The organism is Pseudomonas sp. HY13-MNA-CIBAN-0226 (assembly GCF_040310305.1).
In the GTDB taxonomy this organism is placed as follows: domain Bacteria; phylum Pseudomonadota; class Gammaproteobacteria; order Pseudomonadales; family Pseudomonadaceae; genus Aquipseudomonas; species Aquipseudomonas gregormendelii.
Window position 1 is genome coordinate 54,198 of the sequence record NZ_JBEOPS010000012.1, and the last position, 26,784, is coordinate 80,981.

Genomic DNA, 26,784 nt, shown 5'->3' on the forward strand with positions numbered 1-26,784 from the left:
GATGCCTGCTATCCCTTTGGAGCATGGTCTGGCGGTTGCCGGCATCCTGTTCTGCCTCGGTCTGGTCGGCCTGATGGTCCGCCGCAACATACTCTTCGTGCTGATGAGCCTGGAGGTCATGATGAATGCCTCCGCGTTGGCGTTCATCGTCGCCGGTAGCCGCTGGGGCCAGCCGGATGGACAGATCATGTTCATCCTGGTGATCAGCCTGGCAGCCGCCGAGGCCAGTATTGGCCTGGCGATTCTGTTGCAGCTGTATCGCCGCTTCCACACTCTCGATATCGACGCTGCCAGCGAGATGCGCGGATGAATCTTCTCTATCTGACTTTCGTATTCCCTCTCATCGGTTTCCTGCTGCTGTCGTTCTCCCGGGGACGCTTTTCGGAAAACCTTTCGGCGCTGATCGGCGTCGGCTCCATCGGCCTGTCTGCCATCGTCACGGCCTACGTGATCTGGCAATTCAACGTCGCCCCGCCGGAAGGCGGCCACTACACCCAGGTGTTGTGGCAGTGGATGGCGGTTGAAGGCTTCACGCCGAACTTCGCCCTGTACCTGGATGGCCTGTCCGTAACCATGCTCGGCGTGGTAGTGGGCGTCGGTTTCCTGATTCACCTGTTCGCCTCCTGGTACATGCGCGGTGAAGACGGTTACTCGCGCTTCTTCGCCTACACCAACCTGTTTATCGCCAGCATGCTGTTCCTGATCCTGGGCGATAACCTGTTGTTCCTGTACTTCGGCTGGGAAGGCGTGGGCCTGTGCTCGTACCTGTTGATCGGTTTCTACTACAGCAACCGCAACAACGGAAACGCGGCACTCAAGGCCTTTATCGTGACCCGCATCGGCGACGTGTTCATGGCCATCGGCCTGTTCATCCTGTTCGTGCAACTGGGCACGCTCAATGTCCAGGAGCTGCTGGTACTGGCACCGCAGAAGTTCCAGGTCGGTGATTTCTGGATCGTCCTGGCGACCCTGATGCTGCTGGGTGGCGCCGTGGGTAAATCCGCGCAACTGCCACTGCAAACCTGGCTGGCGGACGCGATGGCCGGTCCGACTCCGGTTTCGGCACTGATCCACGCCGCGACCATGGTCACCGCCGGTGTCTACCTGATTGCCCGTACCCACGGCCTGTTTGCACTGGCCCCGGACATCCTGCAACTGGTCGGCATCGTCGGCGGTGTGACCCTGGTGCTGGCCGGTTTTGCCGCACTGGTGCAAACCGACATCAAACGCATCCTCGCCTACTCGACCATGAGCCAGATCGGCTACATGTTCCTGGCGTTGGGCGTTGGTGCCTGGGATGGCGCGATCTTCCACCTGATGACCCACGCCTTCTTCAAGGCGCTGCTGTTCCTCGCTTCCGGTGCGGTGATTGTTGCCTGCCACCACGAGCAGAACATCTTCAAGATGGGCGGCCTGTGGAAAAAACTGCCACTGGCCTATGCCAGCTTCATCGTCGGCGGCGCGGCCTTGTCGGCCCTGCCACTGGTGACCGCAGGCTTCTACTCCAAGGACGAAATCCTCTGGGAAGCGTTTGCCAGCGGCAACCACGGTCTGCTGTATGCAGGTCTGGTCGGCGCGTTCATGACCTCGCTGTACACCTTCCGCCTGATCTTCATCGCGTTCCACGGTGAAGCGAAGACTGAAGCCCACGCCGGTCATGGCATCGCCCACTGGCTGCCCCTGTCGGTGTTGATCGTATTGTCCACCGCCATCGGCGCGATGATCGTTCCGCCACTGCACGGTGTGTTGCCGCAAAGCGTCGGCCATGCCGGCGGCGAAGCCAAGCACAGTCTGGAAATCGCCTCGGGCGCCATCGCCCTGGCCGGTATCCTGCTGGCCGCGCTGCTGTTCCTCGGCAAGCGTCGTTTCGTTACTGCAATCGCCAACAGCGGCATTGGCCGCTTCCTTTCGGCCTGGTGGTTCGCTGCCTGGGGCTTCGACTGGATCTACGACAAACTGTTCGTCAAGCCATACCTGGCGATCAGCCACGTGCTGCGCAAAGACCCGCTGGACCAGACCATAGGCCTGATCCCGCGTATGGCCAAGGGCGGTCACACCGCCTTGAGCCGTACCGAAACCGGTCAACTGCGTTGGTACGCGGCCTCGATGGCAGCCGGCTCCGTGCTGGTCATCGGCGCCATTGTGCTGGTAGCGGTCTGAATATGAACCTTGCGAACTTGCGAAAGGAATTGAGCCCGTCATGATTCTGCCTTGGCTAATCCTGATCCCCTTCATCGGCGGCCTGCTGTGCTGGATGGCTGAGCGCTTCGGCGCTACCCTCCCGCGCTGGATTGCGCTGATCACCATGTCCCTGTTGCTCGCTCTTGGCCTCTGGCTGTGGGCAACCGGCAACTATTCATTTGCCCCGGCGCCTGGCGCCGATCCAACCTGGGCGCTTGAGTTCAAGCACACCTGGATCCAGCGTTTCGGCATCAGCGTGCACCTGGCCCTCGACGGCCTGTCGCTGTTGATGATCCTGCTGACCGGCCTGCTGGGTATCCTCTCGGTACTGTGCTCGTGGAAAGAGATCCAGCGACACGTTGGCTTCTTCCACCTGAACCTGATGTGGATCCTGGGCGGTGTCGTCGGCGTGTTCCTCGCCCTCGACCTGTTCATGTTCTTCTTCTTCTGGGAAATGATGCTGGTGCCGATGTACTTCCTCATCGCGCTCTGGGGTCACAGTTCTTCGGACGGCAAGAAAACCCGGATCTACGCGGCGACCAAGTTCTTCATCTTCACCCAGGCTTCCGGCCTGATCATGTTGGTGGCGATCCTCGGTCTGGTACTGGTCAACTTCAACAACACCGGCGTGATCACGTTCAACTACGCCGACCTGTTGAAAACCAAGATGTCGCTCACCACCGAGTACATCCTGATGCTGGGCTTCTTCATTGCCTTCGCGGTGAAGCTGCCAGTCGTGCCGTTCCACTCCTGGTTGCCTGATGCTCACGCCCAGGCGCCAACCGCAGGTTCGGTCGACCTGGCCGGTATCCTGTTGAAAACGGCCGCCTACGGCCTGCTGCGTTTCGCCTTGCCGCTGTTCCCGAATGCCTCGGCCGAGTTCGCGCCGATCGCCATGACCCTGGGTCTGATCGGGATTTTCTACGGCGCATTCCTGGCGTTCGCGCAAACCGACATCAAGCGTCTGATTGCCTTCTCGTCCGTTTCCCACATGGGCTTCGTGCTGATCGGCATCTATTCCGGCAGCCAGCTCGCGCTGCAGGGCGCAGTGATGCAGATGCTGGCGCACGGTGTCTCGGCAGCCGCGCTCTTTATCCTCAGCGGCCAGTTGTACGAGCGCACCCATACCCGCGACATGCGCCAGATGGGTGGCCTGTGGTCGAAGATCGCCTACCTGCCCGCCATCAGCCTGTTCTTTGCTGCCGCGTCCCTGGGCTTGCCGGGTACGGGTAACTTTGTGGGCGAGTTCCTGATCCTGCTCGGCACGTTCGCCAGCGCTCCATGGATCACATCGATTGCCACGACCGGCCTGGTGTTCGGTTCGGTGTACTCGCTGATCATGATTCACCGTGCCTACTTCGGCCCGTCCAAATCGGACGCGGTGCTGCATGGCATGGATGCTCGCGAACTGATCATGGTGCTGGGCCTTGCGGTACTGCTGATTTACCTCGGCGTATACCCGCAACCGTTCCTCGATACCTCTGCCGCCACGATGCATGGCGTGCAGCAATGGCTCAGTACCGCCTTCACTCAACTCGCTTCGGCCCGGTAAGAGCGCTATGGAATTCACGACTCAACACTTTATCGCGCTGGCGCCGCTGTTGATCACCACCATCACGATCATCGTGGTGATGCTGGCGATTGCCTGGCGCCGTAACCACTCGCAGACCTTCCTGATTTCCGTGGCAGGTCTGAACCTGGCGCTGCTGTCGATCCTGCCAGCCCTGAAAGTTGCGCCTCTGGCCGTGACCCCATTGCTGCAGATCGATAGCTTCGCCTGCCTGTACATGGCGCTGATCCTGGTCGCCACCCTGGCCTGCGTAACTCTCGCCCACGCCTACCTTGGCGATGGGGGTTCGGGTTACCCGGGCAACCGTGAAGAACTTTACCTGCTGATCCTGATGTCCGCCCTCGGCGGCCTGGTCCTGGTCAGCGCGCAGCACCTGGCCGGGTTGTTCATCGGTCTGGAACTGCTCTCGGTACCGGTCTACGGTCTGGTGGCCTATGCCTTCTTCAACAAGCGTTCACTGGAAGCCGGCATCAAGTACATGGTGCTGTCGGCCGCCGGTTCCGCCTTCCTGTTGTTCGGCATGGCCCTGCTCTACGCCGACTCCGGCAGCCTGAGCTTCGTCGGTATTGGCCAGGCCCTCGCGGCCACCGGCCTGCCGAGCTCGCTGGCACAACTGGGCCTGGGCATGATGCTGGTCGGTCTGGCATTCAAGCTGTCGCTGGTACCGTTCCACCTCTGGACCCCGGACGTTTATGAAGGTGCGCCGGCTCCGGTCGCGGCCTTCCTGGCCACCGCATCGAAAGTCGCTGTGTTCGCCGTGATGGTGCGTCTGTTCCAGATCTCCCCAGCCGCAAGCAGCGGTGTGCTGAGTGACGTGCTGACCATTATCGCCATCGCGTCGATTTTGTTCGGTAACCTGCTGGCCCTGACCCAGAGCAATCTCAAGCGTCTGCTGGGTTACTCGTCCATCGCGCACTTCGGTTACCTGCTGATCGCCCTGGTGGCGAGCAAGGGCCTGGCCGTGGAAGCCATCGGCGTGTACCTGGTCACCTACGTCATCACCAGCCTCGGCGCTTTCGGCGTGATCACGCTGATGTCCTCGCCGTACAACGGCCGTGACGCCGATGCCCTGTACGAATACCGCGGCCTGTTCTGGCGCCGTCCGTACCTGACTGCGGTACTGACCGTGATGATGCTGTCCCTAGCGGGTATCCCGCTGACTGCGGGCTTCATCGGCAAGTTCTACATCATCGCCACCGGCGTCGAGTCGCATCAATGGTGGCTGGTCGGTTCCCTGGTACTGGGCAGCGCCATCGGCGTCTTCTACTACCTGCGCGTGATGGTCACCCTGTACCTGATCGAGCCGAACCTGCGTCGCCACGATGCGCAACTGCACTGGGAACAACGTGCAGGCGGCGTGATGCTGCTGGCCATCGCTGTGGTCGCCTTCTTCCTCGGCGTGTACCCACAGCCGTTGCTGACCCTGGTTCAGCAGGCGGTATTGGCGGGTTGATCGCTTGGCGGTAATCGGTAGAAAACAAAACGGCGCCTTCGGGTGCCGTTTTTGCTTTTGGCGCGCTGAGATTTCAGGCTCCGGACGCCAGCCCGGCTCTTTACCGCCGGTGGCCGCAGAATGCCTGACGCGCTGAAACCTGTGGGAGCGGGCTTGCCCGCGAAGGCGTCAGGTCAGTCGAAAACTGCGGTGCCTGACGCTCTGTCATCGCGGGCAAGCCCGCTCCCACAGTGGATCTCCGGTGAACACAAAATGTTTGAACGCCTGCGGTTAATTGTAGGAGCGAGCCTGCTCGCGAAAGCGTCAGGTCAGTCGAAACCTGTGGTGCCTGACACTCTGTCATCGCGGGCAAGCCCGCTCCCACAGTGGATCTCCGGTGAACACAAAATGTGTGAACGCCTGCGGTTAATTGTGGGAGCGGGCTTGCCCGCGATTGCGGTCGTACAGGCACAATCGGCATAGGGGGCGGCCTTCATAGGCCGCTCCCCTGCCACACCACCCGGCATGCGGGTCCGCACCGGGCGGTTCGAGAGATTGAGGTTATGAGAGTCGCACCAGACCCAGTCTGTCGAACCACGCCACATTCAACACTCGATTGAGCTCAAAGCGGCTGTTACGCCACCAGCTATGAGAGTTGGCCGCCACTTTCCGAGCCGTTTGGCTGCTGGCTCCCAACCCCCGCAGTTCGCGGTAAATCGTCGGACCACGCCTCCATTGTTTAAGCTGGATCGCTCGCAATCGGTGTCGCATCCACTCGTCCAGCTCTCGCCAGATTTTCGGCGTTTGTGACAACCCGAAGTAAGTTTTCCAGCCCATAAGATAAGGGCGTAGGTTCTCGACAACTTGTCGCAGACTGCGACCGCCTGAGCGACGGGTGAGTTCGCGTATCCGTTGTTTGAACTGCTTGCGCGCCTTGACCGCCACTGCTCTTTTGACTCCTTGTGGAGAAGCCCAGAAGGCGTATCCCAGAAACTTGCGGCCAAACGCGCTCGCCACCGCACTCTTGCTCTCGTTGACGCTCAAGTGCAGCCTTTCATACAGACGCTTCAGCAAGTCCATCACCCGTTGCCCCGCCTTATGACTGCGGACATACACATTCGCATCGTCGGCATAGCGCACGAAGCAATGACCTCGACGTTCAAGCTCCCGATCCACTTCGTCCAGCAGCACATTCGCCAGCAACGGCGACAGCGGACCGCCTTGCGGCGCCCCGCAGCGGCTTTTCTCGACCACGTCATTGATCAGCGTTCCCGCATCCAGATAAGCCCGGATCAAGCGAACAACCGCCCGGTCCGCAATCCGCTTGCCTAGACGATCAATCAAAATGTCGTGATCGACCCGGTCAAAGAACTTCTCCAGATCAACATTCGCATCAACATGGCCTATAACGCTTTCTCTCGTTCGGCCCTTCGTCAAAAAAAAGACTACTACGGCCTCTGCTGACTTCTCGCTCCGGCTTACGCCGTCGCCCTTTCAGGCACGAGGCGAGATCTCCCCAGGTAAGAACGCAATCCTTCCCCGCACAACCGCCGGATTTACGTTGCCGCCCTTTGACCACAAGAGCTTTGCGATTTATTGCCCGCTCGCCCTGGTCGGCATCGCCTTATATCCGGTTCTTGTCCATCGGCTCACGGTTTCGATTCACGCTTCCTCCCCACACTCGGTCACCCTCATGCAGTTGCGCTTCACTTCGTTCGCTGTGGTCAGCTCACGGCGGGACTTTCACCCACAAGATTGCGCCCATGCTGGGCGCACAATAAAAACGGCACCTTCCGGCACCTTCCGGTGCCGTTCGCCATTCGCCATTCGCGGTCAGCTTTTACTTACGCGCATCCGCCCAGGATTTCAGCAGTTCGTTGTAGTTCACGGTTTCACCTTTTGGCTTCTCGTTCGCCAGTTTCGGCTTCGGAGCACCGGGCTGGTCGAACCAGTATTGCGCATCCCGTTCCGGGTTCATCTTCGGCCCGCATACCGGCTGTGCCTTGGAGCGTTCCAGGCGGGTCATGATCGCGTCCTGATCCTTGGCCAGGCCATCGAGTGCCTGTTGCGGGGTTTTCTCGCCGCTGGCGGCTTCGGCGATGTGGCTCCACCACAGTTGTGCCAGGCGCGGATAGTCGGGCACGTTGGTCCCGGTCGGGGTCCATTGCACACGGGCCGGGCTGCGATAGAACTCCACCAGGCCGCCGAGTTTAGGCGCGAGGTCGGTCATGGCTTGCGAGTTGATGTCCGACTCGCGAATAGGCGTCAGGCCGACGATGGTTTTCTTCAGCGAAACGGTTTTCGAGGTCACGAACTGCGCGTACAGCCAGGCCGCCAGTTTTTGTTTTTCAGGCGTCGACTTCATGAACGTCCAGGACCCCACGTCCTGATAACCAAGCTTCATGCCCTCTTCCCAATAAGGCCCACGTGGCGACGGTGCCATGCGCCATTTCGGCGTGCCGTCGGCGTTCACCACCGGCAAGCCCGGTTTGGTCATGTCGGCGGTAAAGGCGGTGTACCAGAAGATTTGTTGGGCGATGTTGCCCTGGGACGGCACCGGGCCGGATTCGGAGAACGTCATGCCTGCGGCTTCCGGTGGAGCGTAGGCCTTCATCCAGTCGACGTACTTCTGCGTCGCATAAACCGCTGCCGGGCCATTGGTATCACCGCCACGGGTTACGCTGGAGCCGACCGGATGGCAGTCCTCGACGCGGATGCCCCACTCGTCCACCGGCAAGCCATTGGGGATACCCTTGTCACCGCCACCGGCCATGGAAAACCAGGCATCGGTGAATCGCCAGCCTAGCGACGGGTCTTTCTTGCCGTAGTCCATGTGCCCGTAGATACGCTTGCCGTCGATTTCCTTGACGTCCTCGCTGAAGAACTTGGCAATGTCTTCATAAGCCGACCAGTTCACCGGCACACCCAATTCGTAGCCGTACTTTTCCTTAAACTTGGCCTTCAGGTCCGGACGTTCAAACCAGTCGGCGCGGAACCAGTAGAGGTTGGCGAACTGCTGGTCCGGCAGTTGATAGATCTTGCCGTCCGGCGCGGTAGTGAATGAGATGCCGATGAAATCCTTGATGTCCAGCGTCGGCGAGGTGAAGTTCTTGCCTTCGTTGGCCATCAGGTCGGTGATTGATTCAGTCTTGCCGTAGCGGAAATGCGTACCGATCAAATCCGAGTCGTTGACCCAACCGTCATAGATGCTCTTGTCTGACTGCATCACGGTTTGCAGCTTCTCCACCACATCGCCTTCCTGCAGCAGGTCGTGGGTCAGCTTGATCCCGGTGATCTCGGTAAAGGCCTTGGCCAACACCTTGGACTCGTATTCGTGGGTGGTCAGGGTTTCCGAGACCACTTTGATGTTCATCCCGCGAAAGGGCTCGGCAGCCTTGATAAACCACTTCAGCTCTTCGAGCTGCTGCTCTGGCGTCAGCGTGGACGGCTTGAACTCGCTGCCAATCCATTTCTTGGCGGCGTCTTCATAGGCATCGGCCCAGGCCGCAGCGCTCAACCCGCTGAGTGCCAGCATGGCTGCCAATGAAACGCTATGTCGCAGCTTATTGTTTTTGTCGAACATAGAGACCTCCTGTTTGAGTTTTGGAGCAACTTTGCCGAGCGATGTCGACTAGCCCCAGCGCATCACAGCCAACAGCCACACCAGGGACAACGCGGACGCTACCCAGATGCTCCAGTCGGTGGCGCCAATCACCAGCAAATGCAGGTAGGCGCTACCGAGAAGACCGATAAACAGCCGATCGCCACGGGTGGTGGCAATCGGTAAAAAACCCCGGCGAAGGACGCTCGGAGAACGCAGCTCCCACGTCGTCATGCCCACCAGGATCAGGCCAATGACGATGAAAAACACCGCGGTGGGGACAGTCCAGCTCATCCATTCCATCATCAGCTCCTCATACCCGGCCCAGGGCAAAACCCTTGGCCACGTGGTTGCGCACAAACCAGATCACCAGCATGCCGGGCAAGATGGTCAGTACCCCTGCCGCCGCCAGCACACCCCAGTCGATACCGGACGCCGAGACCGTGCGAGTCATCACCGCCGCGATCGGCTTGGCGTTCACCGAAGTGAGGGTGCGCGCCAGCAGCAATTCGACCCAGGAAAACATGAAGCAGAAAAATGCCGTGACACCGATCCCGGAGCCGATCAGCGGGATGAAGATCTTCACGAAGAACTTGGGGAAACTGTAGCCGTCGATGTAGGCCGTTTCGTCGATTTCCTTGGGCACCCCGGACATGAAGCCTTCGAGGATCCACACGGCCAGCGGCACGTTGAACAGGCAGTGCGCCAGGGCCACGGCGATGTGCGTATCGAACAGACCGATCGAGGAGTACAGCTGAAAAAACGGCAACAGGAACACGGCCGGGGGCGCCATGCGGTTGGTCAGCAGCCAGAAGAACAGGTGCTTGTCGCCCAGGAAGCGATAACGCGAGAACGCATAGGCGGCCGGCAACGCCACGCTCAGGGAAATCACCGTGTTCAGGCTCACGTAATACAGCGAGTTGAGGTAGCCGGTGTACCAGGCTGGATCAGTGAAGATGACCTTGTAGTTGGCCAAGGTAAAGTCCTGCGGAAACAGGGTCAGGCCGCTGAGGATTTCGGTGTTGCTCTTGAAGGACATGTTCAGCAGCCAGTAGATCGGCACCAGCAGGAACAGGATGTAGATCAGCAACGGGATCAGCTTTCTTTTGCTCATGGCAGACCTCAGCGGTTGGCGTCAGAGTGAGTCATGGCGGTGTAGAACAGCCAGGACACCAACAGGATGATCAGGAAGTACACCAGCGAGAAAGCCGCAGCCGGGCCAAGGTCGAACTGGCCGATCGCCATCTGGGTCAGGGTCTGGCTGAGGAAGGTGGTGGCGTTGCCCGGGCCGCCGCCGGTCAGCACGAACGGCTCGGTGTAGATCATGAAGCTGTCCATGAAGCGCAGCATTACCGCGATCAGCAGTACGCTTTTCAGCTTGGGCAGCTGGATATGGCGGAACACTGCCCAGGCCGAGGCCCGATCGATCCGTGCCGCCTGGTAGTACACGTCCGGGATCGCCCGCAGGCCGGAAAAGCACAGCAGCGCCACCAGCGAAGTCCAGTGCCAGACGTCCATCACCAGCACCGTGACCCAGGCGTCCATGGTGTTCGCCGCATAGTTGTAGCTGATGCCCATGGCATTGAGGCTCGAACCCAGCAGGCCGATGTCGGCTCTGCCGAAGATCTGCCAGATGGTGCCCACCACGTTCCACGGGATCAACAGCGGTATCGCCAGAATGATCAGCACCAGCGACGACCAGCGGCCCTTGGTCGGCATTGTCAGCGCGATCGCAATGCCCAGGGGGATCTCGATCAGCAGCACACAGCCGGAGTAAATGAACTGGCGCAGCAACGAGTCATGCAGCCGCGGGTCAAGCAGCACCTGCTTGTACCAGTCGGCGCCGACGAAGTACCGACTGGATTGATCGAAGATGTCCTGCACCGAATAGTTGACCACGGTCATCATCGGGATCACTGCGCTGAATGCCACCAGCAGGAACACCGGCAACACCAGCCACCAGGCCTTGTTGTTCTGCACCTTGTTCATGGCTGCGTCTCCAGCAGGTAATCATCGGCATAGACCATCAACCACTGGGCCGGGAAACTGATGTAGGCAGTGCCTTGCGGCACCGGCTTGTCTTCGGCCAGGCGTACTTTCAGCGGGGCGCCATCGAGGTTCAAGGTCATGATCTTGTAGGTACCGAGGTCTTCGACGTGTACGACTTTTGCCTGCATCGCGTCATCGAATGGCTCGTCCCACACATGGACGAACTCCGGACGAATGCCAACCTTCAGGGTCTGCCATTCGGATTCAGCGATACGCTGCTGTTGCGCTTCGGACAACGGCAAGTGGGTCGAAGCAAACCCGACGCCCCCAGGCTGGGGCTGCACGTCGATCAGGTTCATCCCGGGGCTGCCGATGAAATAGCCCACGAAAGTATGGCTCGGCCGTTCGAACAGCTCCCGCGGAGTACCGAACTGCACGATCTGGCCGCCGTACATCACGGCGATCTTGTCGGCAAAGGTCGAGGCCTCCAGCTGATCGTGGGTGACGTAGACCATGGTGATGTTGAACTGCTCGTGGATCTGCTTGAGCTTGCGCCGCAACTTCCACTTCAAGTGCGGATCGATCACGGTCAGCGGCTCATCGAACAGGATCGCGGAGACGTCATCGCGGACCAGCCCGCGGCCCATGGAGACTTTCTGTTTTTCGTCAGCGGTCAGGTTGCGCGCCTTCTTGCCCAGCAGCGCCTGCAGGTCGAGGACCTCGGCAATCTCCTGGACCTTGCTGTGGATTTTCGCTTCGGCCATGCCCTGGTTGCGCAATGGAAAGGCCAGGTTGTCGAACACCGTCATGGTGTCGTAGACCACCGGGAACTGGAACACCTGGGCTATGTTGCGCTTCTCCGGAGTCAGGTCGTTGACGACTTTGCTGTCAAACAGCACCTGGCCCTGGGACGGGCTGAGCAGGCCGGAAATGATGTTGAGCAAGGTCGACTTGCCGCAGCCCGAAGGGCCGAGCAAGGCGTAGGCGCCCCCCTGCTCCCAGATGTGATCCATCTCGCGGATCGCGTAGTCCTCCGGACCGCTCGGCGTGCGCGTATAGCTGTGGGCGAGGTTCTGCAAGCGGATCTCGGCCATCAGGCAGCCCTCGCGATACGGCGCCCGGGTGCCTGGACCAAGCGGCCCTGGGCATCGAACACAAACAGTTTGTGGGTCGGGATATAGATGCGAATCGGCGCGTCGACGTCGTATTCGTGAACCCCGGGCAAGTGCAGCACCAGCAGGAAATGTTCGTTGCGCACGTGCAGGAAGGTTTCCGATCCGCTGATTTCCGCCACCTCGACCGTTACTGCCAGCTCCAGGTCATCGTCGTTGCTCGGCACCAGGGAAATATGACTGGGCCGCACGCCAAAGCGGTATTCACCCTCACCGACCGGTCGCAGGTCGACGTTCAGCGGGAAGTGCACGAAATTGGCGAAGCTGACTTCATTGCCGGCAATGCGCCCGGGCATCAGGTTGATCGGCGGCTCGGAGAACAGTTCTGCCGCCAGCACACTCTGCGGCTGGTGATAGACCTCGGACGACTTGCCACTCTGGATCACCCGTCCTTCGTGAAGAATGGTCGTGGTGCCGCCCAACGCCAATGCTTCATTGGGTTCGGTGGTGGCGTAGATCGCGATGGTGTGCCGGGCCTTGAACAGCTCGCGCATTTCCTGGCGCAGCTCTTCGCGCAACTTGTAGTCGAGGTTGACCAACGGTTCGTCGAACAGGATCAGTTCGGCATCCTTGACCAGGGCACGAGCCATGGCAGTGCGCTGTTGCTGGCCACCAGACAGTTCGAGCGGATGGCGCTGGAGGAACTTCTCGATGCGCAGCATCTTCGCCGTTTCCTGAACCTTGCTCTCGATCAGGTCCCTGGACACCCCTGCCTGGCGCAAAGGCGAGGCGATATTCTCGAACACGGTCATGGTCGGGTAGTTGATGAACTGCTGATACACCATCGAGACGTTACGCAGACGCACCGGGCGTTGGGTGACGTCGACGCCGTTCATCAGGATGCGCCCGCTGTCGGGCTTGTCCAGGCCGGCCATCAGGCGCATCAGGCTGGTTTTGCCGGACAGCGTGCGACCGAGCAGAACGTTGAAAGAACCGGCTTCAAAATTCAGGCACGCATCGTCGATCCAGGTCTGGCCTTCGACGGTGCGGCTGACGTGCTCCAGGGTTAACGACATGGCTCGGCCTTTTTATTATTGGAGTCAAGCGACACAGGCTGTAGAGCGAGTTTCATGCCAGGAAATGCAAGTCGTTGAACCACTGGGAAAAACGCCAAACTGGCGAGCAGCCGCGGTTCAATGCTGAACAGAAATGAACAACCGCCAATGAACAATTGAACAGATGGTCGGTTGACAATGAACAATAGTGAACAACACTCTATGCACCGTTCACGGTCCCTGTAGGAGCTGCCGAAGGCTGCGATCTTTTGATCTTGATTGTGAGTCTTCAAATGAGCTGGAAGATCAAAAGATCGCAGCCTTCGGCAGCTCCTACGGGGATAGCGTTGACCTAAAACAACAATAAAAGTCAGCTCAGAGATCGCCTGCCATGGCCGTACCTGCCTCGCCGCTCTCCCATGACGCCATCATTCAGGACTCCTGGTCCCGTTGCCGCGCGTTTGGCCTGGACCATCAAAGCGCCCCGGCCTTCGATCAGCTGCCGGCCGCTGACATAGCGCAACTGCTGGAGAGCCAGCATTCACTGGTACAGACCACCCATCAGGAGGTCCTGCCCTACTACGAGAACATCCTCAGTAACTCCAACTGCCTGATCATGCTCGCCGACAATCAGGGCCAGGTGCTGACATCTTGGGGGACCCAGCGATTCATCGAGCCGACACTGACCCGAGGCTTCAGCGCCGGGGCCAGCTGGATGGAGCGCTGCAGCGGAACCAACGCGATCGGCACCGCGCTGGCCTGTGAGCAGGCGGTGCATATCGAACACGATGAACATTTCCTCAAGGCCAACCGCTTCATGACCGGCTCCGCCGCGCCGATTTTCGATGCCGAGCGCAAAGTGATCGCCGTGCTGGATGTGTCAAGCGACAGCTACCTGCCGCCGTCACACACGCTGGGCATGGTCAAGATGATGAGTCAGACCGTGGAGAACCGGCTGATTCTCAACCTGTTCCACGGCCAACACTTCCAACTGACCTTCAACACCGGTTTGAACAACCTCGACAGCCAGTGGGCCGGCTTGCTGATTTTTGATGAGAGCGGCCAGGTGCTGTCGGCCAATCGACGGGCGGACAATCTGCTCGGCATCAGTCTGTCGCGAGTGAGCGTCGAGAGTCTGTTCAAGGTCTCATTGCTGGAACTGTTGAATCAGCCGGATGATCTGCCCTTCGCGCTGCAGACCTCGGGACGCAATCGCTTCCAGTGCCTGTTGAAACGGCCCAAGCAAGTGCCGGTCAAGGCTCGAGTGTTCGTCGAGCAACCAGCAGTACCATCGGCTGGGATCAGTCTCAATACCTTGCACTTTGGCGACAGCCGGGTGGAAAAAGCCGTGCGCCAGGCCGAGCGGTTGCTGGAGAAGGACATTCCGCTGCTCATCCACGGTGAGACCGGTGTGGGCAAGGAAGTTTTCGTCAAGGCTCTGCACCAGGCCAGCTCGCGCAGCAAACAGGCGTTTATCGCGGTGAACTGTGCAGCGATCCCCGCCGAGTTGGTGGAGTCTGAACTGTTCGGCTACGAAAAAGGCGCGTTCACTGGCGCCAACCAGAAAGGCAGCATCGGGCTGATTCGCAAGGCCGACAAAGGCACCCTGTTCCTCGATGAAATCGGCGACATGCCGCTGCCGACTCAAGCACGTCTGTTGCGGGTGTTACAGGAGCGTTGCGTGCAACCGGTGGGCAGCAGTGAATTGTTTCCGGTGGATATTCGAATTATTTCGGCGACCAATCGATCCCTGCGCGAACAGGTTCAATTGGGCCGGTTTCGCGAAGATTTGTATTACCGCATCGGCGGGTTGACCCTGGAGTTGCCGCCGTTAAGGGAACGCAGTGACAAGCAGGAGCTGTTCAAACGATTGTGGGAACAGCATCGCGAACCGTCGCAGTGGGCGGGTTTGAGTCGTGAGGTGCTGGAGTTGTTTGCTCGCCACCCGTGGCCGGGGAATTTGCGCCAGGTCAGCAGCGTGATGCAGGTGGCGCTGGCCATGGCCGAGGAGCAACCGGTGCGCCCGGAGCATTTGCCCGATGATTTTTTTGTCGATATGCAGATGGAGCCGGTGGATGGACCGGAGCCGCTGGCAGTGGATCTGGATGATGCCGAGGATTTAAATCGGCAGTTGCAGGCAGTGGGCGGGAATATTTCGCACCTGGCCCGGCGGTTGGGGGTTAGTCGTAATACGCTTTACAAGCGGTTGCGTCAGGCCGAGTGATGAATCAATTCACGATGGGCGTAGCAAACTCATTGCCTTAGCTGAGTTGAATCACCTCTTGCAGTGCTGCGTCCATTTGTCCAGCCTGGACATTGCCAATTATTGAAAGATCGGCTCGGCATACGTCGCTGACGCGGCTTGAAGGGTGCGCAGGCCAAGCAGCACGATGACCACCATTATTAGCCCTGCGGCAATGGCTACACCGAACCCTGCTCGTGCACCATAAGTATCGATGATCAAGCCCGATAGTACTCCACCGAGCGCTACGCCTATGCTGATACCCGTTGTCATCCATGTCAGTCCTTCGGTGATCCTAGACGGCGGAACAATGATAGTACCGAGGTTCATGACGACGACCATAGTTGGCGCAAATGACACACCTGCCACAAACAGCATCCCCGAAAGGATGTAGACGTCCGGTGAGAAAATGGGCAACACGGCTGTGACTGCTGTTATCAGAACTCCGATAAAGAACTGCTTTTCAATCGGTAAGGAAATCCTTATCGCGCCGAACGTCAGGCCCGCAATCATTGAACCGAGCGCATAGGCTGCCAGGGTGAAACTGGCGGACGCTGGCCAGCCTTGAGCGTTGGCGAAGGCAACAACCGCAACGTCGATTGATCCGCCAATCACACCCATGGCCAAGAGCGCCAGCACGATGGTACGAACGCCGGGGATAAGCAGGATCGAGCTAGCGTTCCTTTTAACGCCAACGACCACCTTCGGTTCTGTCTGCCGTTGCATAAGAAAAGCCGTCACGCCGACAACCAGCAACAAGACGGCTACAAGCGGCCCGGCTTCGGCGAAAAAGCTGACGCTCAAACCAATGGCGAGTGGTGGGCCGATGATAAAGGCGAGTTCAGTTAGAACCGTGTCCAAAGAGAAGGCAGTGTGTAATTGCGGCTTGCCGCGGAAAAGTTGCGTCCAGCGCGCTCTTATCATCGCGGGCATGCTCGGCATCGTGCCCGCCAATCCCGCAAGAATAAAAAGCAGTGGGGCCGGAGCCCTCAGAGAGACAGCAATGATTAGCGCCAGCAACATGCCAATGCTGAAGGCCGTCACAAACGGCAGAACCCGACTCTGGCCCCGTTGATCAACGAGTTTTGATACGTGCGGGCCGATTAGCGCATTCGCCAAGGTAAAAGTACCGGCAACCGAGCCCGCCAGCCAATAAAGACCCGTCTGCTGCACCAACATGGTAATGACGCCGATGCCGATCATTGCCTGGGGCAGACGGGCAATGGAACTCGCGATCACTAACCCCATGACGCCCGGGGTGGTGAGAAGTTCGCGATAAGGATTAGCCATGATTTGTCCTTTCTGAATTTAACACTGATAAGTAGCCCACAGTATTTGACGCAACTAATGGGAAGGTATCGGTGACCGGATGTTATTATTCAGCTGAGCACTTGGCCCTCAAAGATAAGCGCCGTTGACCCCGGACCGCGCGCAACCTGCTCTTCGAAGAAATTGTGGATGCACACATGATCGGGATACTCAGAAGTAATCAGGTCTTGCACATTAACCTCCCAGAAGCGAAAACGGCATTTCTAAAGTTAATTGCACCTGAATCGCGGACAAGTGCTAGCTCAAGAAATATCATCCATTGGATCACACACTTCTCTTACTTAACCACGCCTGTCTTTACTAAAAAACCAAAAAGGAAACTTCCTACTCGCTCTTCGGAAAAACCTCACAAAAAAACTAACGAACTTATTGCCAGTTCGAAACGCCGAAACGACACACAAAGTCAACCACTGAAGACTAACCGCTGCACACGTTGAACAACGCCAACACTTCTTACCACTAAAATGCGTTTACCCCTCGACCACACGCACCCAAAAAACAAAAACCCGCACAAGGCGGGTTTTGTTTTCAACGACGATCGCTATCAGTCAGCCAAACGCCAGGTAGTCGCGCCCTTGCCATCTTCCAGCACCACGCCCATGGCGGTGAGCTGGTCGCGGATGCGGTCCGATTCGGCCCAGTCTTTACCAGCCCTAGCGGCCAGACGCGCAGCAATCAGCGCATCGACTTCAGCCGCATCAACCCGCCCTTCAGCACCAGCCTGCAGGAAGTCATCGGCCTCAAGCTGCAACACACCCAGCACACTGGCCAGTTCCTTCAGGCGCGCCGCCAGACCCGCCGCCGCGTCGATATCTGTATCCCGCAAGCGGTTAATCTCGCGGACCATCTCGAACAGCACCGCACAGGCTTCCGGTGTACCGAAGTCGTCGTTCATCACCTGGGTGAAACGCTCGACAAAGGCTTCGCCGCCGGCCGGAGCAACACTCGGCAGGCCTTTCAAGGCGTGATAGAAACGCTCGAGTGCGCCCTTGGCGTCCTTGAGGTTGTCTTCGGAGTAGTTGATCGCGCTGCGATAGTGGCTCGATACCAGCAGGTAACGCACCACTTCCGGGTGGTACTTTTCCAGCACGTCGCGAATGGTGAAGAAGTTGTTCAAGGACTTGGACATCTTCTCGCCATTGATGCGAATCATGCCGCAATGCATCCACGCGTTAGCGTAGGTCTTGCCGGTGGCCGCTTCGCTCTGGGCGATTTCGTTTTCATGGTGCGGGAACTCGAGGTCACTGCCGCCGCCATGGATATCGAAGGTCTCACCCAGGCAGCAGGTGGACATCACCGAGCACTCGATGTGCCAGCCCGGACGACCGTCGCCCCAAGGCGATGGCCAGCTTGGCTCGCCCGGCTTGGTGGCCTTCCACAGTACGAAGTCCAGCGGGTCCTGTTTCGACTCGTCGACTTCGATACGGGCGCCGATGCGCAGGTCTTCGATCTTCTTGCGCGACAGCTTGCCGTAACCCATGAACTTGGCCACGCGGTAGTACACGTCGCCATTGCCCGGTGCGTAAGCGTAACCCTTGTCGATCAGGGTCTGGATCATGCTCAGCATGCCCGGAATGTGATCCGTGGCACGCGGCTCCATGTCCGGCTTGAGGATGTTGAGGCGCGCCTCGTCCTCGTGCATGGCGGTGATCATGCGCTCGGTCAACGCGTCGAACGGCTCGCCGTTCTCCCGCGCCCTGTTGATGATCTTGTCTTCGATATCGGTGATGTTGCGCACGTAGGTCAGGTTGTAACCGCTGAACCGCAACCAGCGGGTCACCAGGTCGAACGCGACCATGCTGCGGCCGTGGCCAATGTGGCAGTAGTCATACACGGTCATCCCGCAGACGTACATGCGCACATTGTTGCCATCCAGCGGCTTGAAAACTTCTTTGCTCTTGGTGAGCGTGTTGTAGATCGATAGCACTTTAGTTGTTTCCTTGAATCACTGGCCCCACGAATCACGCAAGGTCACGGTGCGGTTGAATACCGGATGACCTGGTTTCGAGTCCTTGATATCCGCGCAGAAGTAACCTTCGCGCTCGAACTGGAAACGGTCTTCCGGCTGTGCGTTGCCCAGCGAAGGCTCGGCACGACAACCGGTGAGAACTTGCAGCGATTGAGGGTTGATGTTGTCCAGGAAACTGGCGCTGTCTTCGGCCTTCTCAGGATTCGGCGAGCGGAACAGGCGATCGTACAGACGCACTTCGCACTCGACGCTGGCCGCGGCCGGCACCCAGTGCACCACGCCTTTGACCTTGCGGCCTTCAGGGTTCTTGCCCAGGGTTTCGGGGTCGTAGGAGCAACGCAGTTCGACGATGTTGCCGTCGGCGTCCTTGATCGCTTCGTCGGCACGAATGACGTAGCTGCCGCGCAGGCGTACTTCGCCGTTGGGTTCCAGGCGCTTGTAGCCTTTTGGCGGCTCTTCCATGAAGTCTTCACGGTCGATGTAGATTTCCCGAGCGAATGGCAGGACGCGCACGCCCATGTCTTCCTTCGGGTGGCACGGCAGTTCGAGGTTCTCGACCTGGCCTTCCGGGTAGTTGGTGATGACCACTTTTAATGGACGCAGGACGCACATGGCGCGCGGTGCGCTGTGGTCGAGGTCATCACGAATGCTGAATTCCAGCATGCCGAAGTCGACCACGCCATCGGAACGGTTGGTACCGACCATGTCGCAGAAGTTGCGGATCGATTTGGGCGTGTAGCCACGGCGGCGAAAGCCCGACAGCGTGGACATGCGCGGGTCGTCCCAGCCATGCACGTGCTTCTCGTCCACCAGTTGCTTGAGCTTGCGCTTGCTGGTGATCGTGTAGTTCAGGTTCAGGCGGCTGAACTCGTACTGGCGCGGGTGGGCCGGTACCGGCAGGTGCTCGAGGAACCACTCATACAGCGGCCGGTGGCTTTCGAATTCCAGGGTGCAGATCGAGTGGGTGATGCCTTCGATGGCGTCCGACTGACCGTGGGTGAAGTCGTAGTTGGGGTAGATGCACCACTTGTCACCGGTCTGGTGGTGGTGGGCGTGACGGATGCGATACATGATCGGGTCGCGCAGGTTCATGTTCGGCGAGGCCATGTCGATCTTGGCCCGCAGTACCCGCGCGCCGTCCTGGAACTCACCGGCTTTCATGCGCGCGAACCAGTCGAGGTTCTCTTCCACGGAGCGATCACGAAACGGGCTGTTCTTGCCCGGCTCGGTCAGGGTGCCGCGGTATTCCTTGGCCTGCTCGGGGCTCAAGTCATCGACGTAGGCCTTGCCGGCCTTGATCAGCTCGACTGCCCAGTCGTGCAACTGGTCGAAGTATTGCGAGGCGTAGCGCACTTCGCCGGACCATTCAAAGCCCAGCCACTTGATGTCGCTTTCGATCGCGTCGATGTATTCCTGGTCTTCCTTGGCCGGGTTGGTGTCGTCGAAGCGCAGGTGCGTGACGCCGCCGAATTCCTGGGCCAGGCCGAAGTTCACACAGATCGACTTGGCGTGACCGATGTGCAGGTAGCCGTTGGGCTCGGGCGGGAAACGGGTGACGATCTGCGTGTGCTTACCCGAGTCCAGGTCCGCCTGGATGATCGGGCGCAGGAAATTGGCCGGCACGGCTGGGCCGGTCTTGGAATTCGAGGTAGGTTCGACAGTGGGCTTGCTCATAGGATCCTTGAACGTACAAGTGCGCGGCCGCAGACGGGGCCTGACAAATCAAAGCCGCTATCATAGCCGATGCCGTCAAGCTGCTGACAGAGCAGGCCCGAAAACGGCTGCATTTAATCGCCTGCAAATGAAAAACAGCCTCGAAATTCGCGTCTGTCGCGCTAAACTGCGTTTCTTGGCCCAATACAGGCTGAACCGGTTGCAGGCGCCAATGCCCAAAACCACGAATTCATTGAAAACGCTTTATCTCATGAAGCTTTAATTCATCAAGAGTACCGATCATGACCCAAGTCAAACTGACCACCAACCATGGCGACATCGTCCTGGAACTGAACGCTGAAAAGGCACCGCTGACCGTTGCCAACTTCATCGAATACGTCAAGGCAGGCCACTACGAAAACACCGTGTTCCACCGCGTCATTGGTAACTTCATGATCCAGGGCGGCGGTTTCGAGCCAGGCATGAAAGAAAAGAAAGACAAGCGCCCAAGCATCCAGAACGAAGCCGACAACGGCCTGCCGAACGTCAAGTACAGCGTAGCCATGGCCCGCACCATGGAGCCGCATTCGGCTTCCGCGCAGTTCTTCATCAACGTGGCCGACAACAGCTTCCTCAACCACAGCGCCAAGACCACCCAGGGCTGGGGCTACGCCGTGTTCGCCAAAGTGGTGGCCGGTGAAGAAGTAGTCGACAAGATCAAAGGTGTTTCCACCACCATGAAGTCCGGCCACCAGGACGTTCCCGCAGAAGACGTGATCATCGAGAAAGCCGAGATCATTGAGTGATACTGCTGATTTCAGACTTACATCTGGAAGAGGAGCGCCCGGACATTACCCGGGCGTTTCTGGATTTGCTCACCGGGCGCGCCCGCTCGGCGAGTGCGTTGTACATCCTCGGCGACTTTTTCGAAGCGTGGATTGGCGACGATGCCATGACCGCCTTCCAGCGTTCCATCTGCCAGGCCCTGCGCGATCTCAGCGACAGCGGCACGGCCATTTTTCTGATGCACGGTAATCGCGACTTCATGCTCGGCCAGGCCTTCTGCAAACAGGCCGGCTGCACGCTGTTGAAAGACCCGAGCATCGTGCAACTCGCAGGCGAACCGGTGCTATTGATGCACGGTGACAGCCTGTGCACCCGCGACGAAGCCTATATGAAGCTGCGTCGCTACCTGCGCAATCCCGTCACCCTGTTCATCCTGCGCCACCTGCCCTTGGGCACGCGGCACAAGCTGGCGCGCAAACTGCGCAGCGAAAGCCGGGCCCAGACCCGAATGAAGGCCAATGACATTGTCGATGTGACCCCCGAGGAAGTGCCGCGGGTGATGCAGCAATACGGGGTGAAAACCCTGATCCATGGCCACACTCACCGCCCAGCCATTCACAAATTGCAGATTGGCGAGCAGGCGGCCAGGCGCATTGTGCTGGGGGACTGGGATCGCCAGGGGTGGGCGTTGCAGGTCGATGAGAACGGGTTTGCGTTGGCCCCGTTTGATTTTACAGCCTCTTAAGTTCAAAAGATCGCAGCCTGCGGCAGCTCCTGCAGGGTCATGTGTACACCTGTAGGAGCTGCCGCAGGCTGCGATCTTTTTACAGCCACAACCATTAATGCCCTGCCGACGCAGGCCCGGCCTTGGCGGCAAATGGCGGTTTGGCCAGCCACACGATCAGTATCAACCCCATGAACCCCCACCCCAGCAGCGTGAAATAATCCACGGTGGAGAGCATGTACGCCTGGCTGGTCAGCACATGATCGAGTTGCGCATAGGCCGGGTTGCCAGGGCCGCCCAGGGCATTGAGCGCGTCACGGGTGGCGGGCTCGTAGGTGCTGATGCTTTCACTCATGTAGGCGTGGTGTTGATCCGCCCGGCGAATCCAGATCCAGGTGGTCAGCGATGCCGCAAAGCTGCCGCCCAGGGTGCGCAGGAAAGTCGCCAGCCCGGCGCCGTCGGCGATCTGGCTCGGTGGCAGGTCTGACATCAGGATGCTCAGCGTTGGCATGAAGAACAGTGCCACGCCAATGCCCATGAATAACTGCACCAGCGCGATGTGCTGGAAGTCCACTTCGTTGGTGAAACCGGCGCGCATGAAGCAGCTCAGGCCAATCGCCAGGAACGCCAGGCCGGCCAGCAGGCGCAGGTCGAATTTGTGCGCGTACTTACCGACAAACGGCGACAGGATCACCGGCAGGATACCGATCGGCGCCACCGCCAGCCCGGCCCAGGTCGCGGTATAGCCCATCTGGGTTTGCAGCCACTGCGGCAGGATCAGGTTGATCCCGAAGAACCCGGCATACCCCAGCACCAGCACTATTGTGCCGATACGGAAGTTGCGGTGGGCAAACAGGCGCAGGTTGACCACCGGATGCTGGTCGGTCATTTCCCAGATGATGAACACCGCCAGGGCAATCACCGAAATGGCCGCGCCGATGATGATGAAGTTGGATTCGAACCAGTCCAGGTCATTACCTTTGTCGAGGATCACCTGCAAGGCGCCGACCCCGATGATCAGGGTGATCAGGCCGACGTAATCCATCGGCTGGCGACTGGTTTCCACCGGGCGCGCCTTCAGTTGCTGACGCACGACCATCACCGCGAAGATACCGATCGGTACGTTGATGAAGAAGATCCACGGCCAGCTGTAGCTGTCGGTAATCCAGCCGCCGAGGATCGGGCCTGCAATCGGCGCCACCACCGTGACCATCGCCAGCAACGCCAGGGCCATGCCGCGCCTCGCAGGTGGATAGACCGCAATCAGTAACGTCTGCGTCATCGGGTACAACGGCCCTGCGACCAGGCCCTGGACCACCCGGAACAGGATCAGCTCCGGCATCGAGGTGGAAATGCCGCACAGGAACGAGGCAACCACGAACAGGATGGTCGCCCAGAGAAACAGCTTCACCTCACCGAAGCGCCTGCTGAGCCAGCCAGTCAGCGGCAGGGCGATCGCATTGCTCACGGCAAACGAGGTGATGACCCAGGTGCCCTGCTCCGAACTGACCCCCAGGTTGCCGGAGATCGTCGGCAGCGCCACGTTGGCAATGGTGGTATCGAGCACCTGCATGAAAGTCGCCAGCGACAGGCCGATGGTGCTGAGCAGCAGGCTGGGAGGCGTGAAAGAGGCGTTATTGCTCATCGCAAATCCTTTGGAGCTTCAGACCCTGTGGGCGCGGGCAAGCCCGCTGCCACAGGGTTTGTGTGGTTGCGAATCAGCGTTGCGCGGTCTTGCTCGCCGCGGCGCTGTTGTCGTGGATCAGTTGGGCGATCATTGCATCGGCTTCGGCCAACTGACGGTCGTAGACGTTGGTGCTGAACGAGGCCTTTTGCGGCGGCTGTTGCGCCAGCACCGGACCGCTCTGGTCATGCAGGTTCACATCGACCTGGGTCGACAGCCCGACGCGCAATGGATGCCTGGCCAGCTCTTCGGCGTTGATATGAATCCGCACCGGCACCCGCTGGACGATCTTGATCCAGTTACCGGTAGCGTTCTGCGCCGGCAGCAGGGCGAACGCGCTGCCGGTTCCGGCGCCAAGGCTGTCGATGGTGCCGCTGTACTTCACGTCACTGCCATAGAGGTCGGCTTCGATGTCCACCGGCTGCCCGATGCGCATGTCGCGCAGCTGGGTTTCCTTGAAGTTGGCGTCGATCCACAGTTGATCCAGGGGAATCACCGCCATCAGCGCGGTGCCCGGTTGAACCCGCTGGCCCAATTGCACCGTGCGCTTGGCGACATAACCGGTAACCGGAGCGATCAAGGTGCTGCGGGCGTTGGTCAGGTAGGCCTGGCGTAGTTGCGCGGCGGCGGACATGACGTCCGGGTGCGACGAAACCACAGTGTCATCCACCAGCGCGCTGGTGGTTTTGAGTTGCTGGCGGGCATTGGCCAGGGCGTTTTGCGCCGAGGTCAGGTCATCGCGGGCGTGGGACAGTTCTTCCTGGGAGATCGCCCCGCCGGCTGCCAGGTTCTTGCGTCGATTGAAGTTGTCCTGGGCCTTCTGCACTTCCGCCTGCTGGGCGTTGACCTGGGCTTTCATGCCGTCGACATTGCTGTACAAGCCGCGAACCTGACGCACGGTGCGGGCCAGGTTGGCCTGGGCACTTTGCAGCCCGACTTCGGCGTCATTCGGGTCGAAATTGATCAGCACCTGACCTTCATGCACCAGGTCGCCATCGTCGGCACCGATGCTGACCACGGTGCCGGTAACCAGCGGAGTGATCTCCACCACGTTGCCGTTCACATAGGCATCGTCGGTGCTCTCGTTCCAGCGCCCGTAGAGTTCGTGATAGGCCCAGACGCCAGCACCGGCGAGGATCACGACAATGGCCAGAAGCACCAGCATGATCTTGCGCTTGCGCGGATTGCCGGTGTCCTGATGAGCATCGGCGGCTTTTTGAGTGTTTTCGGCAGTGGCCATGACAGTTACCTTGAATTAGTTGTGCTGCGTGGCTGAAGTGGCGGCCGCCAGGGTGTCACCCTGGAAGCCTCCGCCCAGCGCCTGCATCAGTTGGATCGACAGGTCGATCTGCTCGGCATTCAGGTTGGCCAGCTGACGCTGGGCCTGGAGCAATTGCTGCTCGATGCTGAGCACGTCCAGGTAGTTACCGATGCCGGAACCGTAGCGCTGGACCACGGTGTCGTAGGATTGCCGGGCGATCTCGGTGGCGTGCTGCTGCGCGCCGATCTGCCGGCCGATATCTCGCAGCTGATTGATCGAGTCGCTGACATCGCCGAGTGCCTTGACCAGGCTTTTGTTGTACTGCGCCACCGCGAGGTCATAGTCGGCGTCGCGGGAATCGAGGTCGGCACGCAGGCGGCCGCCGTCGAAAATCGGCAGCGAAATCGTCGGCCCGACGTTGAAGAAACGACTGGCCGAGCCAAACATTGCATCCCCCAGCAGCGATTCGAAGCCAGCCGCGGCGCTCAGGTTGAGGTTGGGGTAGAAGCGGGTCTTGCCGGCGGCAATGTTCTTGCTCGCGGCTTCGACTCGCCAGCGCGCGGCGATCAGGTCCGGCCGGCGACCGAGCAGTTCGGCCGGCAGCACCGATGGCAGTGCCACGGCGCTGGCCTGGAGGACTTTGGGCCGGGGGATTTCATTGCCGCGATCCGGGCCCTTGCCGAGCAGCACCGCCAGGGCGATCTTCGCGCTGTTCAGGCGTTTTTCAGCATCGATCAGGCTGGCCTGCGAGCTGGCTTCCAGGCTTTCGGTCTGCTGGAACTGATACTGGCTGTCGATACCCGAACTCAGGCGGCGCTTGCTCAGGTCGAGCATCTGCCGGGTACGCTTGAGGTCTTCGCTGGCCAGGTCATGGATGATGTGGGCCTGGCCCAGATCGCTGTAGGCCCGGGCGACGTCGGCGGCCAGGGTCAACTGCGCGGCCTGTTGGTCGACTTCGGCGGCACGGGCCTCGCCCAGTGCAGCTTCCCAGGCGTCCCGCTGCCCACCCCAAAGGTCGAAGTTGTAATTGAAACTGGCACCGAGGTTACGCAGGGTGGAATACGCCCCGCCCTGCCCCTGCGGGTCCTGATCCCGAGCCAGGCGGGACCGACTGACCCCGGCACTGGCATCGAGCGTCGGCATGCGCTCGGCATCGGCGGCGTAGGCTGCGGCGCTGGCCTGATGCGCGCGAGCCTCGGCAATCTGCATGTCGGGGCTGTCTTGCAGGGCTTCGCGGATCAGCCCGTCAAGTTGCGGGTCGCCGAGGCTCGTCCACCAGGCGCTTTTCGGCCAGGCGGCAGGCGACAAGGTGACGCCGGTCAGCGACTGCCCGGCCTTGAGACTTTTTGCATCCAGACTGACGCCTTCGGTTTTCAAGCCACTGTAATTGGCACAACCCGCCAGGGTCATGGCCACCAGCACCAGGCTCAAGCGGGTGCGCGAGAGTTTACTGCTCATTTATCACCTACCCGCAGCAAGGTGATGGAGTCACCCGCCGCGACTAAAATTTTCTTCAGGATCTGTTCCAGGGTCGCCAGCTCTTGCTCAGTGATGGCGCCAGCCAATTCGTTCATGGCTGCCGCGCCGATGTCTGGCAGGCGGTCAGCCAGCTGCTGGCCTTGTTCAGTGAGTACCAGCTGCACTTGACGACGGTCGGCTTCCGAGCGCTGGCGGGCGAGGAAACCTTTGTGCTCCAGGCGATCGAGCATTCGCGTCATGGAACCGCTGTCCAGCGACAGGTGACGGCAAAGTTCGGCCGGGGTGTCGACGCCGAACTGGGCCATGATGATCAACACTTTGAACTGCGCGGCGGTAATGCCGTGAGGTTCCATGTGGGTGTCGATGATCCGGTCCTTGAGCAGCGCAGCTCGCCCGAGCAGGAGCCCGAGGTGGCAGTTCTTGAAGTCGTCCGGGGTGAAGTGTTTCATCTGGCCACCGATTAGCTGCCTAGGCAGAGAATGTATGACAAGATGTTACTGCCTAGGCAGCGAATGTCAACGTAATAGTTAGGATGCTTTGTATTTGAGTGATAAATGGAGGAGGCATTGGTGGCCGTACCGACGCCTTCGCGGGCAAGCCCGCTCCCACAGGTCCAGTGTTACACCTGTGGGATTGGTGACTCTTGAAGTGAGATCCCTGCAGGACATCCGATCCCTGTGGGAGCGGGCTTGCCCGCGAAGGCAGCGACTCGGTTTT

At 59.7% G+C, this 26,784-nt stretch carries 20 protein-coding genes and 1 pseudogene; 7 read left to right on the top strand and 14 right to left on the bottom strand.

Annotation, left to right across the window (positions count from 1 at the left end; all coding sequences use genetic code 11):
- Position 1 precedes the first annotated feature (1 nt).
- The 4 genes from nuoK to nuoN are packed head-to-tail and all read left to right on the top strand — an operon-like array spanning position 2 to position 5,204.
- Positions 2-310: an NADH-quinone oxidoreductase subunit NuoK gene (gene nuoK / locus AAEZ05_RS14785; protein WP_007905077.1), complete on the top strand. Its 309-nt coding sequence runs from the start codon at positions 2-4 to the stop codon at positions 308-310.
- Positions 307-2,160, top strand: coding sequence for an NADH-quinone oxidoreductase subunit L (nuoL, locus tag AAEZ05_RS14790; RefSeq protein ID WP_045062313.1), 1,854 nt, complete (start codon positions 307-309; stop codon positions 2,158-2,160). The genes nuoK and nuoL overlap by 4 nt, the downstream gene beginning before the upstream one ends.
- Before the next feature lie 40 nt (positions 2,161-2,200).
- Positions 2,201-3,733 carry an NADH-quinone oxidoreductase subunit M gene (gene nuoM, locus AAEZ05_RS14795; RefSeq protein ID WP_045062315.1) on the top strand — a complete coding sequence of 511 codons (1,533 nt, stop codon included), beginning with the start codon at positions 2,201-2,203 and terminating at the stop codon, positions 3,731-3,733.
- Between the two features lie 7 nt (positions 3,734-3,740).
- Positions 3,741-5,204: an NADH-quinone oxidoreductase subunit NuoN gene (gene nuoN, locus AAEZ05_RS14800; protein WP_045062317.1), complete on the top strand. Its 1,464-nt coding sequence runs from the start codon at positions 3,741-3,743 to the stop codon at positions 5,202-5,204.
- Between the two features lie 540 nt (positions 5,205-5,744).
- On the opposite strand, the pseudogene AAEZ05_RS14805 reads toward nuoN, so the two are convergent.
- From AAEZ05_RS14805 to AAEZ05_RS14835, 7 genes and pseudogenes are all read right to left on the bottom strand, one after another.
- Positions 5,745-6,572: pseudogene (locus AAEZ05_RS14805) on the bottom strand (reverse transcriptase domain-containing protein); the annotation flags it as partial.
- A 451-nt stretch (positions 6,573-7,023) separates the two neighbouring features.
- Positions 7,024-8,766: an ABC transporter substrate-binding protein gene (locus tag AAEZ05_RS14810; RefSeq protein WP_045062319.1), complete on the bottom strand. Its 1,743-nt coding sequence runs from the start codon at positions 8,764-8,766 to the stop codon at positions 7,024-7,026.
- Positions 8,767-8,814: 48 nt separating this feature from the next.
- Positions 8,815-9,087, bottom strand: a complete 273-nt coding sequence (locus AAEZ05_RS14815; RefSeq protein ID WP_045062321.1) for a DUF2160 domain-containing protein — start codon at positions 9,085-9,087, stop codon at positions 8,815-8,817.
- A gap of 10 nt (positions 9,088-9,097) precedes the next feature.
- On the bottom strand, positions 9,098-9,898 hold the full coding sequence (locus AAEZ05_RS14820) for a carbohydrate ABC transporter permease (protein ID WP_045062323.1): 801 nt from the start codon (positions 9,896-9,898) through the stop codon (positions 9,098-9,100).
- An 8-nt stretch (positions 9,899-9,906) separates the two neighbouring features.
- Positions 9,907-10,773: a carbohydrate ABC transporter permease gene (locus AAEZ05_RS14825; protein ID WP_033057091.1), complete on the bottom strand. Its 867-nt coding sequence runs from the start codon at positions 10,771-10,773 to the stop codon at positions 9,907-9,909.
- Positions 10,770-11,867, bottom strand: a complete 1,098-nt coding sequence (locus AAEZ05_RS14830) for an ABC transporter ATP-binding protein (protein ID WP_045062326.1) — start codon at positions 11,865-11,867, stop codon at positions 10,770-10,772. The genes AAEZ05_RS14825 and AAEZ05_RS14830 overlap by 4 nt, the downstream gene beginning before the upstream one ends.
- A complete protein-coding gene (locus AAEZ05_RS14835) occupies positions 11,867-12,961 on the bottom strand; it encodes an ABC transporter ATP-binding protein (RefSeq protein WP_045062327.1) in 1,095 nt (364 codons plus the stop codon). The genes AAEZ05_RS14830 and AAEZ05_RS14835 overlap by 1 nt, the downstream gene beginning before the upstream one ends.
- Positions 12,962-13,331: 370 nt before the next feature.
- On the opposite strand from AAEZ05_RS14835, the gene AAEZ05_RS14840 reads away from it, so the two are divergent.
- Positions 13,332-15,164 (top strand): sigma-54-dependent Fis family transcriptional regulator, encoded by a 1,833-nt coding sequence (locus AAEZ05_RS14840; RefSeq protein ID WP_045062328.1) that lies wholly within the window; start codon positions 13,332-13,334, stop codon positions 15,162-15,164.
- A 99-nt stretch (positions 15,165-15,263) separates the two neighbouring features.
- On the opposite strand, the gene AAEZ05_RS14845 is transcribed toward AAEZ05_RS14840, so the two are convergent.
- From AAEZ05_RS14845 to AAEZ05_RS14855, 3 genes are all read right to left on the bottom strand, one after another.
- A complete protein-coding gene (locus AAEZ05_RS14845; RefSeq protein WP_350599720.1) occupies positions 15,264-16,472 on the bottom strand; it encodes an MFS transporter in 1,209 nt (402 codons plus the stop codon).
- A 583-nt stretch (positions 16,473-17,055) separates the two neighbouring features.
- Positions 17,056-18,438: a cysteine--tRNA ligase gene (cysS, locus tag AAEZ05_RS14850; protein WP_350599721.1), complete on the bottom strand. Its 1,383-nt coding sequence runs from the start codon at positions 18,436-18,438 to the stop codon at positions 17,056-17,058.
- Positions 18,439-18,456: 18 nt separating this feature from the next.
- On the bottom strand, positions 18,457-20,154 hold the full coding sequence (locus AAEZ05_RS14855; protein WP_045062335.1) for a glutamine--tRNA ligase/YqeY domain fusion protein: 1,698 nt from the start codon (positions 20,152-20,154) through the stop codon (positions 18,457-18,459).
- 281 nt (positions 20,155-20,435) lie between these two features.
- On the opposite strand from AAEZ05_RS14855, the gene AAEZ05_RS14860 reads away from it, so the two are divergent.
- Both AAEZ05_RS14860 and lpxH read left to right on the top strand, forming a co-directional pair.
- Entirely contained in the window at positions 20,436-20,939 is a 504-nt protein-coding gene (locus tag AAEZ05_RS14860; RefSeq protein ID WP_045062337.1) for a peptidylprolyl isomerase, read from the top strand.
- Positions 20,936-21,664 (top strand): UDP-2,3-diacylglucosamine diphosphatase, encoded by a 729-nt coding sequence (gene lpxH, locus AAEZ05_RS14865; protein ID WP_045062339.1) that lies wholly within the window; start codon positions 20,936-20,938, stop codon positions 21,662-21,664. The genes AAEZ05_RS14860 and lpxH overlap by 4 nt, the downstream gene beginning before the upstream one ends.
- A 94-nt stretch (positions 21,665-21,758) precedes the next feature.
- Here lpxH and AAEZ05_RS14870 read toward each other — a convergent pair whose 3' ends face one another.
- The 4 genes from AAEZ05_RS14870 to AAEZ05_RS14885 all read right to left on the bottom strand — a co-directional run bounded on the left by AAEZ05_RS14870 (position 21,759) and on the right by AAEZ05_RS14885 (position 26,516).
- Complete coding sequence (locus AAEZ05_RS14870; RefSeq protein WP_350599722.1) at positions 21,759-23,288, bottom strand: DHA2 family efflux MFS transporter permease subunit; 1,530 nt, start codon at positions 23,286-23,288, stop codon at positions 21,759-21,761.
- 73 nt (positions 23,289-23,361) lie between these two features.
- Positions 23,362-24,567 carry an HlyD family secretion protein gene (locus AAEZ05_RS14875; RefSeq protein WP_045059171.1) on the bottom strand — a complete coding sequence of 402 codons (1,206 nt, stop codon included), beginning with the start codon at positions 24,565-24,567 and terminating at the stop codon, positions 23,362-23,364.
- 15 nt (positions 24,568-24,582) lie between these two features.
- On the bottom strand, positions 24,583-26,046 hold the full coding sequence (locus AAEZ05_RS14880; RefSeq protein WP_045059170.1) for an efflux transporter outer membrane subunit: 1,464 nt from the start codon (positions 26,044-26,046) through the stop codon (positions 24,583-24,585).
- On the bottom strand, positions 26,043-26,516 hold the full coding sequence (locus AAEZ05_RS14885) for a MarR family winged helix-turn-helix transcriptional regulator (RefSeq protein WP_350647872.1): 474 nt from the start codon (positions 26,514-26,516) through the stop codon (positions 26,043-26,045). The genes AAEZ05_RS14880 and AAEZ05_RS14885 overlap by 4 nt, the downstream gene beginning before the upstream one ends.
- Positions 26,517-26,784: the final 268 nt, after the last annotated feature.

Bases quoted from the DNA above. Each gene is read 5' to 3' on its own strand.
- AAEZ05_RS14885 (WP_350647872.1), bottom strand. From the start codon at position 26,516: ATGAAACACTTCACCCCGGACGACTTCAAGAACTGCCACCTCGGGCTC.
- AAEZ05_RS14860 (WP_045062337.1), top strand. From the start codon at position 20,436: ATGACCCAAGTCAAACTGACCACCAACCATGGCGACATCGTCCTGGAA.
- AAEZ05_RS14840 (WP_045062328.1), top strand. From the start codon at position 13,332: ATGGCCGTACCTGCCTCGCCGCTCTCCCATGACGCCATCATTCAGGAC.
- AAEZ05_RS14835 (WP_045062327.1), bottom strand. From the start codon at position 12,961: ATGTCGTTAACCCTGGAGCACGTCAGCCGCACCGTCGAAGGCCAGACC.
- nuoK (WP_007905077.1), top strand. From the start codon at position 2: ATGCCTGCTATCCCTTTGGAGCATGGTCTGGCGGTTGCCGGCATCCTG.
- nuoN (WP_045062317.1), top strand. From the start codon at position 3,741: ATGGAATTCACGACTCAACACTTTATCGCGCTGGCGCCGCTGTTGATC.
- AAEZ05_RS14875 (WP_045059171.1), bottom strand. From the start codon at position 24,567: ATGGCCACTGCCGAAAACACTCAAAAAGCCGCCGATGCTCATCAGGAC.
- AAEZ05_RS14880 (WP_045059170.1), bottom strand. From the start codon at position 26,046: ATGAGCAGTAAACTCTCGCGCACCCGCTTGAGCCTGGTGCTGGTGGCC.
- AAEZ05_RS14845 (WP_350599720.1), bottom strand. From the start codon at position 16,472: ATGGCTAATCCTTATCGCGAACTTCTCACCACCCCGGGCGTCATGGGG.
- nuoM (WP_045062315.1), top strand. From the start codon at position 2,201: ATGATTCTGCCTTGGCTAATCCTGATCCCCTTCATCGGCGGCCTGCTG.
- AAEZ05_RS14855 (WP_045062335.1), bottom strand. From the start codon at position 20,154: ATGAGCAAGCCCACTGTCGAACCTACCTCGAATTCCAAGACCGGCCCA.
- AAEZ05_RS14830 (WP_045062326.1), bottom strand. From the start codon at position 11,867: ATGGCCGAGATCCGCTTGCAGAACCTCGCCCACAGCTATACGCGCACG.
- AAEZ05_RS14810 (WP_045062319.1), bottom strand. From the start codon at position 8,766: ATGTTCGACAAAAACAATAAGCTGCGACATAGCGTTTCATTGGCAGCC.
- AAEZ05_RS14825 (WP_033057091.1), bottom strand. From the start codon at position 10,773: ATGAACAAGGTGCAGAACAACAAGGCCTGGTGGCTGGTGTTGCCGGTG.
- nuoL (WP_045062313.1), top strand. From the start codon at position 307: ATGAATCTTCTCTATCTGACTTTCGTATTCCCTCTCATCGGTTTCCTG.
- AAEZ05_RS14820 (WP_045062323.1), bottom strand. From the start codon at position 9,898: ATGAGCAAAAGAAAGCTGATCCCGTTGCTGATCTACATCCTGTTCCTG.
- AAEZ05_RS14870 (WP_350599722.1), bottom strand. From the start codon at position 23,288: ATGAGCAATAACGCCTCTTTCACGCCTCCCAGCCTGCTGCTCAGCACC.
- AAEZ05_RS14815 (WP_045062321.1), bottom strand. From the start codon at position 9,087: ATGGAATGGATGAGCTGGACTGTCCCCACCGCGGTGTTTTTCATCGTC.